We start from the raw sequence: 15903 nt of genomic DNA, 5'->3' as shown, positions 1-15903 counted from the left end.
GCGTGCTTGACTCAGATCAACGGGTGCCGTGCGCCACGGTCGCACAGTGAAGTGGACGCCAATTCACCGACCGGATCGAAGGAGGGAAGACGATGAGCCGCCAAGCTTTGACCACACCGAACGACGCTTGCCGCGCGGGTTGCGATCTCGCGTTGCGCGTGGCTGCGCTGACGCGCGACTGGCAGCACGAATGGCACGCGCTGGCAGGGCGGCGCATCGAGCGGGATCGCGACGCGGTGCGTGGCCTGCAGCAGGCGCTGACGGCGACGAACGAGTGGACGGCGTTCGGCGACGCGGCCCGGCAGGTGATGCACGACTACACGATCGCGACCGCGGCGATCTGGCAGGACGCCACCGAGCTCTACATGCGCGGGCAATTCGAGAGTGCGAGTGCGTGGCGCACGTGGCTGCGCGATTACGGCACCGGCACGCTGTCGCGCTACCAGACCGACTGGTGGCCCGATCTCGGGCGGCTCGCCGTGGTCAACGAGGCGAGCATGCCGTGGCGCGACTGGATGGCCGCATTCGAGTTCGGCCTCACGGAAGCCGTCGATGCAGGCGACGAGGCCGCGGCCGTCCGGCGTCTCGATGGCAGCCATGCGGCGCAGGAGCACGATCATGTCCGCTGAGCGCGTTGCTTTCGTCACGGGCGGGATGGGCGGCCTCGGCGCCGCGATCAGCCGCCGCCTGCATGAGGCCGGCATGACCGTGGCGGTGTCGCACACCGAACGCAACGACCACGTCGCGACGTGGCTCACGCAAGAAAGCGAGGCGGGCCGCACGTTTCATGCGTACGAGGTCGACGTGGCCGACTACGAGTCGTGCCAGCATTGCGCGGCACGCGTGCTGGCCGAATTCGGGCGCGTCGACGTGCTCGTCAACAACGCGGGCATTACGCACGATGCCACCTTCGTGAAGATGACCAAGAGCATGTGGGACGCGGTGCTGCGCACCAATCTCGACGGTTTGTTCAACATGACGAAGCCGTTCGTGCCCGGGATGATCGATGCCGGCTTCGGACGGATCGTGAACATCGGGTCGGTGAACGGGGAGCGCGGCGCGTACGGGCGGGCGAACTACGCGGCCGCGAAAGCGGGCATCCACGGCTTCACGAAATCGCTGGCGCTCGAACTGGCGCGGCACGGCATCACCGTCAATACGGTGGCGCCCGGCTACCTGGCCACCGCGATGCTCGAGTCGGTGCCGAAGGACGTGCTCGACACGAAGATCCTGCCGCAGATTCCGGCCGGTCGCCTCGGCGATCCCTTCGAAATCGCCGCGCTCGTCGCCTACTTGTGTTCCGACGCGGGCGCCTTCGCAACGGGTGCCGAATTCGACATCAATGGCGGCATGTACATGCGATGAAAGCGTCCGTCATCCGCGCGCCGCTCGTGCGCGAATCGAGGCAGCCGTCGGATCGGAACGGGCAGAAGCCCGATCGGTGTCCATGCACGGCGCCCGAGGCAACACCCGCTGAAAAATGGAACCGCGCCGTGCATGCCGACGTCGCCGCGATGACTTTCGGGCTGTCGCCCGTGTCGTTGGCGCTGGCCCTGCTCGATTGGGGCGCCCATCTGGCGGTGTCGCCGGGCAAGTGCGCCGAACTCGCGACGCAGGCGTGGCTTGCGGCCGTACCTGCGGTGTCGGAAAAAGGCGCGGCGGACGACGCCGACACGGACGGCGTGGCCGTGCATGCAGGGGATGCCGATCCGCGCTTCGCCGCGCCCGCGTGGTCGGGCTGGCCGTTTTGCCTGTATCGCGACGGCTTCCTGTCGATCCAGCGCTGGTGGCGCGACGCGACGCGCGGCGTGCCGGGCGTCGAGCGGCACCACGAGGAACTGGTCGGTTTCGCCGCGCGTCAATGGCTCGACGCGTGCTCGCCCGGCAACTTTCTGGCGACCAATCCCGTCGCGCTCGACGCGACGATGCGCAGCGGCGGCGCGAACCTCGCGGCGGGTGCGCGGCACTGGCTCGACGATGCGAACGCGTGGCTCGATCGCGCCGGCGGCACGCGTGGCCGCGACCCGCGGGCTTACCTGCCGGGGCGCGACGTGGCGATTACGCCGGGCCGGGTCGTGTGGCGCAACGCGTTGTGCGAGCTGCTGCAATACGACCCGGCGACGCCGCGCGTCTCGCGCGAGCCGATCCTGATCGTGCCGTCGTGGATCATGAAGTACTACATCCTCGATCTGCAGCCGCACGATTCGCTGATCCGCTTCCTGGCCGATGCGGGCTACACCGTGTTTGCGGTGTCGTGGCGCAATCCGGGCGCGGAAGCGCGCGATCTCGGGCTCGACGATTACCTGCGCGACGGGTGCCTGGCCGCGCTCGACGTCGTCCGGTCGATCTGCGGCGAAGCGGTCCATGCGGCCGGCTATTGCCTCGGCGGCACGCTGCTGGCAATCGGCGCGGCGGCGCTCGCACGCGACGGGCGGCAACACGAAGCCCTGCGATCCGTCACGCTGCTCGCGGCCGAGACCGATTTCAGCGAACCCGGCGAACTTGGCCTGTTCATCGACGCGAGCGAACTGTCCGCACTCGATGCGCTGATGTGGCGGCAGGGCTACCTGGACGGCGCGCAAATGTCCGCCGCGTTCGAACTGCTGAACGCACGCGACCTGATCTGGTCGCGGATGATGAGCGAATACCTGCTCGGCCGGCGCACGAAGCCGAACGACCTGATGTCGTGGAATGCGGACACCACGCGCATGCCGTACCGGATGCATTCGGAATACCTGACCCGGCTGTTCCTCGACAACGATCTCGCGGCAGGCCGCTACTGCGTCGACGGGCGGCCGGTCGCGCTTTCGGATCTCGACGTGCCGACGTTCGTGGTCGGCACCGAGCGCGACCACGTATCGCCGTGGCGCTCGGTCTACAAGCTTCATCTGCTGACCCACCATGCATTGACCTTCGTGCTGACGGCGGGTGGCCACAATGCGGGCATCGTGTCGGAACCCGGTCATCCGGGCCGCCACTACCGCTGCGCGACCCGCGAACCCGGCGCGCCTTACCGAAGCCCGTGCGACTTCATGCGTGACACGCCCGCGGTCGACGGATCGTGGTGGACCTGCTGGCACGACTGGTTGCATGCGCGCTCGTCGGGCGACGTGCCGGCCCGCACGCCGGCCGCCGGGCTCGCGGCGGCGCCCGGCGGCTACGTGCTCGGGACATGAACGGGCACCGGCATCCGGATGCGGGCGGCGGCGCGTGCCTGCCCGGCCTGCTGCCGCGCGCGGATGGCGCATTGCCCGGGCTGATCGCGCGGGCACGCAGCGCACCGCCGCTCGTCGTGGCCGTCGTGCATCCGTGCGACGCAACCAGTGTCGTCGCGCTGGCCGAACTCGGCGCGTCGCCGCTGGCTGGTGCGATCGAGCCGCTGATCGTCGCGCCGCGCGACAAGGTGCTGCGTGTCGCGCACGATGCAGGCGTCGATCTTTCGCCGTGGACGATCGAGGACGTACCGCACAGCCATGCGGCAGCATCCCGCGCGGTCGAACTCGCGGCGGCCGGCCGTGCCGGCGCGCTGATGAAGGGCAGCCTGCATACCGACGAGCTGATGGGCGCGGTCGTGGCGGCCGATTCGGGGCTGCGCACGGACAAGCGCATGTCCCACTGTTTCCTGATCGAGACGCCGGCCTATCCGCGGCCGTTCATCCTGACCGATGCGGCGGTGAACATTGCGCCGGACCTCGCGCAGAAGGCGGCCATCACGCAGAACGCGATCGACGTCGCGCATGCGCTGGGCGTGGCGTGCCCGCGCGTGGCCGTGCTGTGCGCGGTCGAGACCGTCAATCCGGCGATGCGCTCGACACTCGACGCGGCGGCGCTCGCGAAGATGGCCGAACGCGGCCAGCTCGCGGGCGCGATCGTCGACGGCCCGCTCGCGTTCGACAACGCGATCTCGCTGCGGGCGGCGCACGACAAGGGGATCGACTCGCCGGTCGCCGGCCACGCCGACATCCTGGTCGTGCCCGATATCGAAGCGGGCAATCTGCTCGCGAAGCAACTCGAATACCTCGGCGGCGCGGTCAGTGCAGGCATCGTCGTGGGCGCGCGCGTGCCGATCGTGCTGACGAGCCGCGCCGACGGCGCGGTCGTCCGGATCGCATCCTGCGCACTCGCGATGGTGCTGGCGCAGGTCCGGCATGCCCCCCATTGCTGACGGACGAACTCGCAACCGTTTCTATCAAAGGAGGAACAGCGATGAAAGCACTCGTCTACCGCGGCCCCGGACGCAAGGCGCTCGAGGAGCGGCCCATGCCGGAACTGCAGTCGCCCACCGACGCGCTCGTACGCGTGACGCGCACGACGATCTGCGGTACCGATCTACACATCCTCAAGGGTGACGTCCCCACCTGCGACCCCGGCCGCATTCTCGGCCACGAAGGCGTCGGGATCGTCGAACAGGTCGGTGCCGCAGTCGATGCGCTGAAGCCGGGCGATCACGTGCTGATTTCCTGCATCTCGTCGTGCGGCCGCTGCGAATATTGCCGCCGGGGCCTGTATTCCCACTGCACGACCGGCGGCTGGATCCTCGGGAACCGGATCGACGGCACGCAGGCCGAGTACGTGCGCATCCCGCATGCACAGACGAGCCTCTACCGAATTCCGCCGGGCGCGGACGAGGAGGCGCTCGTGATGTTGTCCGACATCCTGCCGACCGGGTTCGAATGCGGCGTGCTGAACGGCAAGGTGCAGCCGGGCTGCTCGGTCGCGATCGTCGGCGCGGGCCCGATCGGGCTGGCGGCGTTGCTGACCGCGCAGTTCTACTCGCCCGCGCAAATCATCATGATCGATCCGGACAGCAACCGGTTGGAGGTAGCGCGGCGCTTCGGTGCGACCGAATGCTTCGACGGCCGCACCGCGGACCCGGTGGCGGAAGTGATGAAGCTGACCGACGGTGTCGGCGTGGATTGCGCGATCGAGGCGGTCGGGATTCCGGCTACATTCGAGATGTGCACGTCACTGGTGGCGCCGGGCGGCGTGGTCGCGAACGTCGGCGTGCACGGGGTCAAGGCCGACCTGCACCTCGAAAAACTGTGGGATCGCAACATCTCGATCACGACCCGGCTCGTCGACACGGTCAGCACGCCGATGCTGCTGAAAACCGTGCGCGCCGGGCGCCTCGATCCGAAACACCTGATCACGCACCGGTTCTCGCTCGACGACGTCGAGCGCGCGTACGACACGTTCGGCCGGGCGGCGCAGTCGCACGCGCTGAAGGTCATCATCGAGGTCGGCTGATGGCCGGATAGCGCGCGGCGGGAACCGGCGTGCGATGCCCGGTTCCCGCCCCGCCCGGCGGGTCGGGCCGTCAGGAGGAAAGTGCGGCGGGCTCGCGGGTGTCGCCGGATTCGACCGAATCGAGATCGACGCATTGCGCATACACCGGCACCTCGCATGCCCAGTGCAGCCGCTCCACGATGCGGCGGCGCATCGCATCGGCCGCGGCGGGCTCGCCATGCGTGACGAATGTCCGTATGGGCGCCCGCTGCATCGTGCCGAGCCAGCGGAGAATCTCTTCGTAGTCGGCATGTGCGGAAAGCGTCGTGATCGACTCGACCTGCGCGCGCACGCGCACGTACTCTCCGTGGATCTTCAGTGTGGGCTCGTGCGCGGCCAGTGCCGCGCCGCGCGTGCCGGCCGCCTGGTAGCCGACCAGCGCGATCGTGTTGCGCGCATCGGGCGCGTAGCGGCTCAGGTGGTGCAGCACGCGGCCGCCCGTCGCCATCCCGCTGCCGGCGATGATGACCATCGGGCCCCGATGGTCGGCGATCGCCTTCGACTGCTCGACCGAGCGGATCATCGTGGCCGCGTGGCCGAGCGCATTCGCTTCGGAAGGCGTCAACCGGTGTTCGAGAATATGGTGACGATAGATCTCGGTTACGTCGGTCGCCATCGGGCTGTCGACGAACACCGGCACGCGCGCCATCCGGCCCGACGCCTTCAGGCGCGCGATGTAGTGCAGGATTTCTTGCGCGCGGCCGACTGTGAAGCAGGGCATCACCACGACGCCGCCACGCGCGAAGGTCTTGTCGAACAGCGCGGCAAGTTCGCTCTCGGGGTCCGATTCCGGATGCAGCCGGTCTCCGTACGTCGATTCGACGACCAGGTAGTCCGCATGCGCGGGCGCCAGCGGCGGCTGCATGATCGGGTCGTGATAGCGGCCGAGATCGCCCGAGAATGCGAGTACCTCGTGATCCCAGTGCATCACGACGCTCGCCGCGCCGAGAATGTGCCCCGCCGGCAGCAGTCGGAACGCCAGCCCGCCGCCGAGCGCCGTGCATTCGTCGAACGCGACGGGCTTCAGCAGGTGCAGCGCGCGCTGCGCATCGTCCAGTGTGTAGAGCGGCTGTGCCGGATGATGCTTCGAGTAGCCGTGGCGGTTCGCGAAGTCGGCTTCTTCCTCCTGCAGCCGCGCGCTGTCGCGCAGCATGATGTCGCAGAGTTCAGCCGTGGCCGCCGTGCAGTACACCGGCCCGCGAAACCCGTCGCGCGCCAGCACCGGAAGATAGCCGGTATGGTCGATATGCGCGTGCGTGAGCACGACCGCGTCGAGCGTGTCGGGCGCGACCGGTAACGGGCTCCAGTTGCGCAGCCGCAGGTTCTTCGTGCCCTGGAACAGGCCGCAATCGACCAGCACGCGACGATTGCCGTGCTCGACCAGGTACCTCGAGCCGGTCACGGTTTCGGTCGCACCGAGAAAAGTCAGTTTCATGGATCGCCTCACGGGAGTGGACGGAGCAGTGAGTCGATTACAGCGCGGATGCGCGTGAAGCGATTGATGGAAATCAGTCATTGCCGTATCCGCTCCCCGGTCTGGCGAGGTTCGTCTTCCGGCCATTGCGGCTCCGGTTTGACATCGGTCAACGCCCGGTCCGGACGGCGGCCCGATAGTGATCGTATGCGCGCAGGCGATGCGTGATCCCGCACTCCGCGCAGGCCGCGTATCTGCCGTATGCCATGCGCGGCGCGATTCCGACGCTACAGGGACGAACCCATCATGACGCTGATCGCCAATCTGGACGGCGCGCGGACCGGCTACCGGCTGTGCTTCGTCCGTGCACCCTGGGCGTGGTTTACGTGCGCGCCGCTCGATCTGCAATGCGGTCAAAGCTGGGCCGATGTGCCCTACCAGGACGTCGCGCAACCGCCTTACAGCGATTCGCGTGCGCAACTGCTGCGCGTGGCGTTCGACGCGCCGCGCCTGCTGCCGCCGGAAGCCGGCCGGCACGGGCGGGACTGGAGTGTCGAGCAGATCAACGGCGGCGCGGTGCCGTGGCTGCGCAGCGAGGAATTCGTCGACGCGATGAAGCTGGCCGTGCCGGCAGGCGCGACACTCGCCGAATTCGTCGAGACGATCGAGGCCGCCGGCGGCACCGTCTACGGCCCGCTTGGCTGGGCCGAGTTGCCGCCGTGGCAGCGCCCCGACGTCTTGACGCACACGCAAACGGGCTGACGAACCCAAACAGGAGCGAGCATGCCGTCCTGGCCCGATCGAAGCGCTATCCGGACCCGCGCTGATCGCGATCGGCTCGTCAATGCGAATTCAACGACATGCTGAGCTTTTCGTCATGCTGGCGGGCGGCTACCGATTCGGCCGATTCCGTCGTCAACGCTCCGAGCCATATCGACGTTCGTCCCCAGTCGCCTTCCATTTCTTTCTCCAGCTGAATGGGCTGGCCACAGGTCCCGCATCCCTTTTCAGGTAAGTGCATGGGGTTGACCATGGCGAATCACGCGTCGAGCAGAATCCCTGGCGAACGGTCCGGCCGGGCGGCATTGCCGGCATCGACCCAACGGACCGGGCGCCGCCGCTCGCCGTCGAATCAGTGCGCGTCGTCGCCCAGCAACTGACGGCGCAACGATTTTGCCCGCGTGCGCGGGTCGAGCCAGATCGCGAAGAATGCGCGCGCGAACGACGGGTCGGGCACGTCGGCCGTGAGGCGGTCATTGGTGTAGAAGCGTGCGCCGCGCCCGGGAACATACACGCCGCAAAGCACGTCGCCGCGCGATACGTCGGTGAAAGCCCGTTCGATGTCGCGGCGCCATGCGTCGAGCGTCGCAGTCGGCAACGGCGCGGGCGCGAGGCGCACGATTTCGTCCATGCCCGTCGAGACGAGCCGCTCGCCGGTCACGTCGTGACGGTAGGTCAGCGACAACGCGAACGGCGCGTCGAACCCACCGGGCGGGCGGGGCGCCCATAGCTGAGCGTCGTACAGACAGAGGCCCAGGATGCAGAACCGGCCCGCTCCGATCAGTCGCGCCGATGCGATATCGTCGACGCAGCTCGCGCCGGCGAATAGCGGCGCCGCCAGCGCCGCGGCCGCGACGAGCCTCTCGAGCCGGCGCCGCATGTCAGCCGGCGGACGACACGAGGAAATGCATCACGTCGGTGCGCCGCTCGGCAAATCCCGCTTCGCAATAGGCGAGATAGAGGCGCCAGGTGCGAATGAACGTCTCGTCGAACCGCTGCGCGCGCACCGAGTCGACGTGTGCGTCGAACGTGGCCCGCCACGTGCGCAGCGTGCGCGCGTAGTCGTCGCCGAACGCGAGCACTGGTTCGGCGTCCAGGCCGGCTCGCCGCGCGGCATCGACGAAGCGCTTCGGGCTTGGCAGCATCCCGCCGGGAAAGATGAACTCGCGAATGAAGTCGCTTGACGCGCGGTACGCGTCGAATTGCGACTCGTTGATCGTGATCGATTGAATCAGCGCGCGGGCACCGGGCTTCAGGCGCTGCCTGAGCATGTCGAAATACACCGGCCAGAACGTTTCGCCCACGGCCTCGAACATCTCGATCGACACGATCGCATCGTATTGGCCATCGACGTCGCGATAGTCGCGCAATTCGAGCGTGACCCGGTCGCCCAGCCCGTCGCGCGCGATGCGCTCGCAAGCCAGCGCGTATTGCGCATCCGAGATGGTGACGCCGTGCACGTGGATGCGTTGCCGTGCCGCATGCACGGCGAACCCACCCCAGCCGCAGCCGATCTCGAGCACGTGCATGCCGGCGCGCAGGCCGAGCGAATCGACAATGCGCTGATACTTCGCCGTTTGCGCGTCGGCGAGCGAACGCTGCGCGTCGCCGTCGAAGCATGCACTCGAATACGTCCACGTATCGTCGAGCCACAAGCCGTAAAAGTCGTTCCCGAGATCGTAGTGCGCGTGGATGTTGCGGCGGCTGCCGGCCCGCGTATTCATCCTCAGTCGGTGACGCAGCGCGTACCAGACGCGTGCCAGGCGCCCGCCCGTCACCGTCTTCGCGATCACAGCCTGGTTGCGGATCGCGACGCGCAGCAGCGCGACGAGCTCGGGCGTGTCGATCCAGCCGGCGCGATACGCGTCCGCGAATCCGATGTCGCCCGCGCGCAGGATCGCGCGGCACGCACGCCAGTCGCGGATCTGCAGCGTCGCGGCCGGCTGGCAGTGCGGATCGCCGAACACGTGCTGCGCGCCTTCGGGCGTCACGAGCGTCAGGTGACCGTCGTGGATTTGGCGTAGCAGCGCGATGAACAACCGGGCCGAGAGCGGCATCGCCGGTTGCGAGGCGGAAGATAGCAGGCGCAGCAAGGTCATGGACGAACCTCGTGATCGGACGTCGCCGAGCGGTCGCGTGGCGACGCGCCCGGCGAACGGGACATTGGCGACTCGGCAGCAGCAACGGCAACGTGGCCGGGTGGCGTCTTGCCGTGGAACGGCACGCGCGCGCGCCACAGCCGCAGCGCTTGCCAGTGAATGCGAATGACGACGTTGATCGCGTTCAGCGGCTGCCGGGCCAGCGCGCGCCACGCGCGCGCCGCCGTCAGCGGCGTGGCGCGCATGCCGATCGCGGTGCGCAGCAGCAGACCGTCGTCGTCGCAATAGTCGATCGCCACGCTCAGACGATCGCCGCGCTGACGCACGCGAAACGCGTAATCCCCGACCACGTCGCAAAACGGCGAGACGTGAAACGTCTTGCGGCAGACGAGCACGGTATCGGCTTCGATCGGCGCGTGGCGCAGCGCACTGAGCAGATAGCCGTGGTGCGCACCGAACGTGTTGCGCACATCGGCGTAGAGCGCGCGAAGCCGGCCCGCACGGTCGTAGCAGTACCAGAAGCTCACCGGATTGAACGCGTAGCCGAAGATGCGCGGGATCGTCTGCAGCCAGATCGGGCCGTCGGCGGGAATGCCGGCGTGCGCGAGGACCTCGCGCATCCACGGGCCGAGCGCGTGGCCGTCGCGCGGGCCGTAGTCGCGGCAAGCGAGCGCGAGCGGCGCCCGGCGATCGATGCCGAACCAGCCGGCGTCGATCTCGTCGAGCCGCTCGACGTCGCAGCAGACCTGGAAGATCGGGTACGCGAACGCATGGCGCACCGGCCGCAGCCGCTCGTGCATCACGGTGCCGACGAGCAGCCGGGCGGCCGCGCCGTCGCGGGCGAAGGGCGCGTTCATGGGCGGGCCCAGGCCGGCGCGATGCCGAAGTCGCGAACGACGCGCAGCGCCGATTTCAACCCGTCCTCGTGGAAGCCGTAGCCCGTCCACGCGCCCGCAAACCACGTACGGCGCCGCCCTTGCAGCATCGGCAGGCGATGCTGCGCGTCCACGGCCGCGAGGTCGAGCAACGGGTGCTCGTAATCGTAGCGGCCGAGCCGGGTGTCGGGCGCGGGCTCGTCGACCGGATTCAACGTGACGACGACCGGCGAGCGGAACGGCAGCGGCTGCAACTGATTGAGCAGGTAGCTCACGCATACGGGCGATGCGCCGCCGCCGCGCACCGTCCGGCCGCTCAGGTAGTTCCACGCCGACCACACGCGCCGCCGCCGCGGCAGCAACGCCGTATCGGTATGCAGCACCGCGACGTTGTGCTGGTAGCGCACGGCGCCGAGCACGTCGCGCTCGGCGTTGCTGGCATCCGCGAGCAGCCGCAGGCTGGTCGGCGCATGGCACGCGAGCACGACGGCGTCGAAACGCTCGTGACCGGCGGTGTCGGTCGCCACCGTCACGCCTGCGTCGTCGCGCCGTATCGCGCGGACCGGCGTATTCACGCGCACGTCGTCGAGCGTCGCCGCGATGCGCTCGACGTACTGCCGCGCGCCGCCCGCGACGGTGCGCCAGGTCGGCCGGTGGTTGACCTGCAACAACGCATGATTCAGGCAGAAGCGCAGGAACGTCGCCGCCGGAAACCGCAGGATGTCGTTGGCCGCGCTCGACCAGATCGCGGCCGCCATCGGCAGCAGGTAGTGATGCTGGAACGATGCGCCATAGCCGCCCGCCGTGAGCAGTTCCCCGACCGAAAGACGCTGCCGGCTCGCCGATTCGAGGTGATCGTGCGCGGACGCGTTGAAGCGCAGGATGTCGCGCAGCATCCCGAGAAAGGTCGGAGAGAACAGGTTGCGGCGTTGCGCGAACACCGTGTTCAGGTTGCTGCCGGCCCATTCGAGCCGGCCCCCGTCGACCGAAACCGAAAACGACATGTCGGTCGAATGGGCGGCCACGCCCAGTTCGTCGAACAGCGCAATCAGGTTCGGATAGGTCCGGTCGTTGAATACGAGGAATCCGGTGTCGACGGGGTGGCGGGCGCCGTCGAGATCGACATCGACCGTGTGCGCGTGACCGCCGAGATAGTCGGCGGCCTCGAACAGCGTCACACGGTGACGGCGGGCCAGCAAGTACGCGCTGGCAAGGCCGGCGATGCCGGCGCCGACGACGGCGATCCGCCGGCCCGGCTGCGACACTGAAAGTTTCGGGTGCATCGCGAAGGGTCTCCGTCGATCACAAGAGCAGGTTCGGGAATGACATGTGCGGATATACGACGCACCGCGCGCGGCGGATGCAGGTGCGGCCGTCAGTCGCGATCGCCGGGCGACGCGAAGCCCGGCTCGCCGATCTGGTCCGGCGTTTGCGGCACCCGCCTGAAGCGCGACGTGTCGTAACCCATCGCGTCGAGCCGGCCGAGCAGCGCGCGATAGGTGGCGTCGTCCATCGTCGGCTCGCGCGAGAAGATCCAGCCGAGCGTCTTGCCCGGGTAGCCGAGGATCGTGTACCGGTAGTCGGGATCGACGTAGAGCGTCAGTTGCGTGACGTACACAGGCCAGAACAGCCGCACGCGCCATTCGCCGCCGCCGCTGCCGGGCTCGACGGCGTCGACGAACCGATAGTGCGTCTCGGGCTGGTCGAAGCCGCCTTTGCGGCCGACGAAGGCGTCGTCGATCCGGCCGTCTTCGCGCAGGCGCCATTCGGCCCGGCTGCCTACGAAGTTGCGTTCCGCGAAATACGGGATATTGGCGATCACGTACCAGCGGCCCATGTAGCGCGGCAAGTCGACGGGGACGGTCGACAGCGGCACGGCGGCGCGCGGATTCGGGTTCGGCGGGCTGCCCGAGCACCCGGCGGCCCCGATCGCGAGCGCCGTCACGACCGTGACGGCGACGCGGCGCCGAGCCCGGTACGGGATCGCGGCCCTCATGCGAGGCCCCGGCGCTTGTCGAACAGATAGTGGGCGACGCCCCATTCCTGCCCGTCGGCATAGCCGAACAGCTCGGCAACAGCCATGTAGAACATCCGCCAGCGCTGGAACCAGAGACGGGCGTCGGCGCCGTAGACGGTCTCGAAAATCGGCATGATCCGGCCGCGCGCCGCGTCGAGCGACGCGAGCCACTGATTGGCCGTGCGGGCGTAGTGCGTGCCGTCGAGCCACCATTGGCGGGCGACGCGCAGGTCGTCCTGGAACCGCAGCAGCAGGTCGGCCGACGGCATCGTGCCGCCCGTGAAGAAATGGCGCGACATCCAGTCGGCGTCGTCGCGCACCGCGAAGTGATAGGCGAGCAGCTTGTGCGCGAAGATGTGCACGAAGAGCTTGCCGTCGTCCTGCATCCAGCGCGCGATTTTCGCGAGCAGTTGCCCGTAGTTCTTCATGTGCTCGAACATCTCGATCGAGAGGACGCGGTCGAAACCGGCTTCCGCGCGACCGAAATCGAAGTCCACCACGTTGCCGGTCACGATTCGCAGATTCGTCAGTCCGCGCTGCGCCGCGCGTTGCTCGATGAAGTGGCGTTGACCGTGCGAGTTCGAGAGGCCGACGATCTGCGCCGCCGGATACCGCTCGGCGAGCCATAGCGACAGCGAACCCCAGCCGCAGCCGAGGTCGAGCATGCGCTGCCCGTCGGCCAGCCTGGCGCGCTGCGCGTACAGCGCAAGCATCGCGTCCTCTGCCTGCGACAGCGTTTCGTCGCCACGCGGGTAATAGCCGCACGAATATTTGAGCCGCGGGCCGAGATGGGCCTCGAAGAAGCTGCCGGGCACCTCGTAGTGCTGCGTGTTCGCCGCGAGCGTCTCGATTGCGATCGGGCTCGCGCCCAGCTCACGCACCAGCGTGTCGTGGGCCGCCGCGCGCCGTTCGGCGTCGTACGCGTGTTCGGCGCGCAGACGTTGCCGCATGAGCGAGCGCATGCCGGCCCGGATCAGCCGGTCCGGCAGCCAGCCGCGCTCGCAGCATCGGATCAGCCAGGCGTCGTCGGGTGCCGCCGTCGACGCCGGCGAAGGTTGCGAGGGGGTAGCGGTCATGATCGCGTGCTCCGGTCTTCAGGGTGATTGGTTCGAGTGGGGGAAGAGCGGGGCGCCGGCCTCGGAGGCCACGGGACGATGGCGCTGGTCGTGCGCATGTAGTCGCGGTAGCCCGGCCGGGTTTGCACCAGACGCGCTTCCAGCAGCGGCAAGCCGGATACCTTGAGCAGCAGCCAGGCCATCAGCACGGGCGGTATCAGCGTCAGCCAGCCCCACGGCATTCCGGTCGCCAGCGCCGTGTAGGCGAGCCAGTGCACGCACTCGAAAAAGTAGTTGGGGTGCCGCGAATAGCGCCACCACCCGGCGCGGCAGACCTGGCCGCCGTGGTCGGGATCTGCGAGAAACCGCTTGAGTTGCCGGTCAGCGGCCGTTTCTCCGGCGACGGCGGCGATCCAGATCGCGACGGCCGCTGCAATCGCGAACCGGGACGGGGCTTCCGCGCTGTAGGCGGGGATGAAGAATGCGATCGACAGCAACATCGAGATCAGCGCCTGCAACTGGAACAGCCAGAACATCCGATGCGGCGCGGCGTCGCCCCACTGCCGGCGGAACTGTCGATAGCGCGGGTCCTCCGGCTGTCCGCGATTGCGCCGCCACAGATGGCGCGCGAGTCGCAGCCCCCAGATGCCGCCGCCGGCGGCGACGAGCGCACGATTCAATGCCGGGCCGGTAGCCAGCGCGGCGACGAACACGGCTACGCCGCCGAGCGTCGCGGCCCAGACCGGATCGATCATCCCGGCGTTGCGGGAATGCAATTGGGTCATCCAGACCGCTGTGAAGGACACGATCAGTCCGACGAAGGCGAGGAGGGCAACGGCGACGGCGGGCATACGGGCTCCGGGGACGCGATACCCCTTTATACGGAGCCGGCCACCGACCGGATGCAACCGGACGCGACATGGTGCGGGATGATCCCGTCGAGCGAGACGGCAACGCGCGGCACGCGGCCGCGCTTGACGCGTTGAGCGCGCGTGGCGCGCGTCAGGTGAGGTGCATTGCGCCGGTGGCGATCACCGGCCCGGTGGGTTGGCCGCTCGGCGAGCCGCCGTGCGGCTCGAGCGACACGGCGAGCACCGCGCGTGCATCGAGTTGCGCGACGATCGCTTGCGGCAGCGTCATCGACGCCGGCGCATTCGACGCGAATACACCGAGCGAGATCGGCTTCGCATTCGGCGGAATCAGCCAGAGCTCCGTCGACCGGTCGGCAGCGACCGGCGGCGTGTTCGCGGGCACCACGACCATCCGGGCACGCCGCAAGTCGACCGTGGCGGTCCACCGTGCCACGCCATCCGTTTGGGCGAGCGTGGCGGCCATGTAGTGGCTGTCGTCGGCAGCGGGGCGCGGCGGCGCTTCGTCCACCCGGATCACGTTGACCGCGAGCAGCCCCAGCGCAGCCGCGCTCGCGCCAATGCCGACCCAGCGCCACAGTCGCACGCTGTTCCACCATCCGCCGGACGGCGCTGCGCTGCGTGGCCGCGGCGACGTGATGAAACCCAGGTCGTGCTGGATCCTCGTCCAGATTCGCGCGGGCGGGTCGACGGGCGTGACGTCGTCCGCGAGCGGGGCGAGGCGGCGCTGCCACCGCTCGAGCGTGGCATGCAACGCCGGGTCGCGCGCGGCAGACGCCTCCAGCTCGCGCCGTGCGTCCGCGTCGAGCACGCCGAGGGCGTATTCTGCGCAGCGCAATTCGGGATCGTGATCGGCCGGCGTATTCATCGCTCGAGGCACACCTTCAGCTGCATCAGGCTGCGCCGGATCCAGCTCTTCATGGTTCCGAGCGGCACGCGCAGTCGCGCTGCCAGCTCACTGTAGGTCGCGCCGCTGAAGAAGGCCTCGCGCACCGCGCGGCTCTGCTGCGGATCGAGTTGCGCGAGGCAGCGCTCGAGACGCAGGCGCTCCTGCGTGGCTTCCGCCAGCGCGGCGGGCGTCGGATCGTCGGCTGGAAGCTCCAGCACCTGTTCGTCGTCGAGTTGCGCGTCGCGATGCTGCCGCAAGCGGTCGATCGTCTTGTTGCGTGCCAGCGTGATCAGCCATGTCATCGCGCCGCCGCGTGCCGGGTCGAACGCGTCGATGCGTCGCCATGCGGTCGTGTAGACCTCCTGGAGCAGATCCTCGGCTTCCCCGTGATCGTGAAGCATGCGCACGATTGTGCCGAACACCCGCGACGCGGTCAGCCGGTACAACTCCGCGAAAGCCGCCTGATCGCCGGCGGCTGCCTGAAGCATCACCCGATTCAGATGTTCGCGGCGCGCGGCATCCGCATCGGCCCCGCGCGAAGGGGCTGACTGATCGAAGCCGCTGGCACCGCTCGGCGTGTCGCTCATGCGAAGGGGATGGCGCGGATCGCCATGGTGTG

16 protein-coding genes are annotated in these 15903 nt (G+C 68.7%); 6 read left to right on the top strand and 10 right to left on the bottom strand.

From position 1 onward, the window contains the following. The first annotated feature begins 92 nt into the window (after positions 1–92). The 5 genes from WJ16_RS26225 to WJ16_RS26205 are packed head-to-tail and all read left to right on the top strand — an operon-like array spanning position 93 to position 5247. Positions 93–629, top strand: coding sequence for a hypothetical protein (locus tag WJ16_RS26225; RefSeq protein WP_069259949.1), 537 nt, complete (start codon positions 93–95; stop codon positions 627–629). Then, positions 619–1365 (top strand): beta-ketoacyl-ACP reductase, encoded by a 747-nt coding sequence (locus tag WJ16_RS26220; protein ID WP_069259948.1) that lies wholly within the window; start codon positions 619–621, stop codon positions 1363–1365. Before WJ16_RS26225 ends, WJ16_RS26220 begins: the two co-directional genes overlap by 11 nt. Then, positions 1362–3176, top strand: coding sequence for a PHA/PHB synthase family protein (locus WJ16_RS26215; RefSeq protein WP_069259947.1), 1815 nt, complete (start codon positions 1362–1364; stop codon positions 3174–3176). The genes WJ16_RS26220 and WJ16_RS26215 overlap by 4 nt, the downstream gene beginning before the upstream one ends. Next, complete coding sequence (locus WJ16_RS26210) at positions 3173–4165, top strand: bifunctional enoyl-CoA hydratase/phosphate acetyltransferase (RefSeq protein ID WP_069259946.1); 993 nt, start codon at positions 3173–3175, stop codon at positions 4163–4165. Before WJ16_RS26215 ends, WJ16_RS26210 begins: the two co-directional genes overlap by 4 nt. 41 nt (positions 4166–4206) lie before the next feature. Beyond that, positions 4207–5247 (top strand): zinc-dependent alcohol dehydrogenase family protein, encoded by a 1041-nt coding sequence (locus WJ16_RS26205; protein WP_069259945.1) that lies wholly within the window; start codon positions 4207–4209, stop codon positions 5245–5247. Positions 5248–5317: 70 nt separating this feature from the next. Here the strand turns inward: WJ16_RS26205 and WJ16_RS26200 are convergent, their stop codons facing one another. Beyond that, positions 5318–6721, bottom strand: coding sequence for an MBL fold metallo-hydrolase RNA specificity domain-containing protein (locus WJ16_RS26200; RefSeq protein WP_069259944.1), 1404 nt, complete (start codon positions 6719–6721; stop codon positions 5318–5320). 285 nt (positions 6722–7006) lie between these two features. Between WJ16_RS26200 and WJ16_RS26195 the strand changes: the two genes are divergently transcribed. Beyond that, complete coding sequence (locus WJ16_RS26195) at positions 7007–7462, top strand: hypothetical protein (protein ID WP_069259943.1); 456 nt, start codon at positions 7007–7009, stop codon at positions 7460–7462. A gap of 370 nt (positions 7463–7832) precedes the next feature. On the opposite strand, the gene WJ16_RS26190 is transcribed toward WJ16_RS26195, so the two are convergent. The 9 genes from WJ16_RS26190 to WJ16_RS26150 form a co-directional block, all read right to left on the bottom strand. After that, the gene (locus tag WJ16_RS26190; RefSeq protein WP_069259942.1) at positions 7833–8360 is read right to left on the bottom strand and encodes a chalcone isomerase family protein; all 528 of its coding nucleotides are present in this window, start codon (positions 8358–8360) and stop codon (positions 7833–7835) included. Position 8361: 1 nt separating this feature from the next. Beyond that, positions 8362–9579 (bottom strand): SAM-dependent methyltransferase, encoded by a 1218-nt coding sequence (locus tag WJ16_RS26185; protein WP_069259941.1) that lies wholly within the window; start codon positions 9577–9579, stop codon positions 8362–8364. Next, positions 9576–10436 carry a DUF1365 domain-containing protein gene (locus tag WJ16_RS26180; protein WP_069259940.1) on the bottom strand — a complete coding sequence of 287 codons (861 nt, stop codon included), beginning with the start codon at positions 10434–10436 and terminating at the stop codon, positions 9576–9578. Before WJ16_RS26180 ends, WJ16_RS26185 begins: the two co-directional genes overlap by 4 nt. Then, complete coding sequence (locus WJ16_RS26175) at positions 10433–11737, bottom strand: NAD(P)/FAD-dependent oxidoreductase (protein WP_069259939.1); 1305 nt, start codon at positions 11735–11737, stop codon at positions 10433–10435. The genes WJ16_RS26180 and WJ16_RS26175 overlap by 4 nt, the downstream gene beginning before the upstream one ends. Positions 11738–11829: 92 nt before the next feature. Continuing rightward, a complete protein-coding gene (locus tag WJ16_RS26170; RefSeq protein WP_069259938.1) occupies positions 11830–12450 on the bottom strand; it encodes a lipocalin family protein in 621 nt (206 codons plus the stop codon). Next, entirely contained in the window at positions 12447–13547 is a 1101-nt protein-coding gene (locus WJ16_RS26165; protein WP_069259937.1) for an SAM-dependent methyltransferase, read from the bottom strand. The genes WJ16_RS26170 and WJ16_RS26165 overlap by 4 nt, the downstream gene beginning before the upstream one ends. Beyond that, on the bottom strand, positions 13544–14377 hold the full coding sequence (locus WJ16_RS26160) for a DUF1295 domain-containing protein (protein WP_069259936.1): 834 nt from the start codon (positions 14375–14377) through the stop codon (positions 13544–13546). The genes WJ16_RS26165 and WJ16_RS26160 overlap by 4 nt, the downstream gene beginning before the upstream one ends. 151 nt (positions 14378–14528) lie before the next feature. Then, on the bottom strand, positions 14529–15263 hold the full coding sequence (locus WJ16_RS26155) for an anti-sigma factor (protein ID WP_069259935.1): 735 nt from the start codon (positions 15261–15263) through the stop codon (positions 14529–14531). Further along, positions 15260–15871: a sigma-70 family RNA polymerase sigma factor gene (locus WJ16_RS26150; RefSeq protein WP_069259934.1), complete on the bottom strand. Its 612-nt coding sequence runs from the start codon at positions 15869–15871 to the stop codon at positions 15260–15262. The genes WJ16_RS26155 and WJ16_RS26150 overlap by 4 nt, the downstream gene beginning before the upstream one ends. Positions 15872–15903: the final 32 nt, after the last annotated feature.

The organism is Burkholderia metallica, from assembly GCF_001718555.1.
Lineage (GTDB): Bacteria > Pseudomonadota > Gammaproteobacteria > Burkholderiales > Burkholderiaceae > Burkholderia > Burkholderia metallica.
The sequence above is the reverse complement of the archived record's forward strand: the minus strand, read 5'-3'. Positions and strand labels throughout refer to the sequence as shown.

Bases quoted from the DNA above. Each gene is read 5' to 3' on its own strand.
- WJ16_RS26225 (WP_069259949.1), top strand. From the start codon at position 93: ATGAGCCGCCAAGCTTTGACCACACCGAACGACGCTTGCCGCGCGGGT.
- WJ16_RS26220 (WP_069259948.1), top strand. From the start codon at position 619: ATGTCCGCTGAGCGCGTTGCTTTCGTCACGGGCGGGATGGGCGGCCTC.
- WJ16_RS26215 (WP_069259947.1), top strand. From the start codon at position 1,362: ATGAAAGCGTCCGTCATCCGCGCGCCGCTCGTGCGCGAATCGAGGCAG.
- WJ16_RS26210 (WP_069259946.1), top strand. From the start codon at position 3,173: ATGAACGGGCACCGGCATCCGGATGCGGGCGGCGGCGCGTGCCTGCCC.
- WJ16_RS26205 (WP_069259945.1), top strand. From the start codon at position 4,207: ATGAAAGCACTCGTCTACCGCGGCCCCGGACGCAAGGCGCTCGAGGAG.
- WJ16_RS26200 (WP_069259944.1), bottom strand. From the start codon at position 6,721: ATGAAACTGACTTTTCTCGGTGCGACCGAAACCGTGACCGGCTCGAGG.
- WJ16_RS26195 (WP_069259943.1), top strand. From the start codon at position 7,007: ATGACGCTGATCGCCAATCTGGACGGCGCGCGGACCGGCTACCGGCTG.
- WJ16_RS26190 (WP_069259942.1), bottom strand. From the start codon at position 8,360: ATGCGGCGCCGGCTCGAGAGGCTCGTCGCGGCCGCGGCGCTGGCGGCG.
- WJ16_RS26185 (WP_069259941.1), bottom strand. From the start codon at position 9,579: ATGACCTTGCTGCGCCTGCTATCTTCCGCCTCGCAACCGGCGATGCCG.
- WJ16_RS26180 (WP_069259940.1), bottom strand. From the start codon at position 10,436: ATGAACGCGCCCTTCGCCCGCGACGGCGCGGCCGCCCGGCTGCTCGTC.
- WJ16_RS26175 (WP_069259939.1), bottom strand. From the start codon at position 11,737: ATGCACCCGAAACTTTCAGTGTCGCAGCCGGGCCGGCGGATCGCCGTC.
- WJ16_RS26170 (WP_069259938.1), bottom strand. From the start codon at position 12,450: ATGAGGGCCGCGATCCCGTACCGGGCTCGGCGCCGCGTCGCCGTCACG.
- WJ16_RS26165 (WP_069259937.1), bottom strand. From the start codon at position 13,547: ATGACCGCTACCCCCTCGCAACCTTCGCCGGCGTCGACGGCGGCACCC.
- WJ16_RS26160 (WP_069259936.1), bottom strand. From the start codon at position 14,377: ATGCCCGCCGTCGCCGTTGCCCTCCTCGCCTTCGTCGGACTGATCGTG.
- WJ16_RS26155 (WP_069259935.1), bottom strand. From the start codon at position 15,263: ATGAATACGCCGGCCGATCACGATCCCGAATTGCGCTGCGCAGAATAC.
- WJ16_RS26150 (WP_069259934.1), bottom strand. From the start codon at position 15,871: ATGAGCGACACGCCGAGCGGTGCCAGCGGCTTCGATCAGTCAGCCCCT.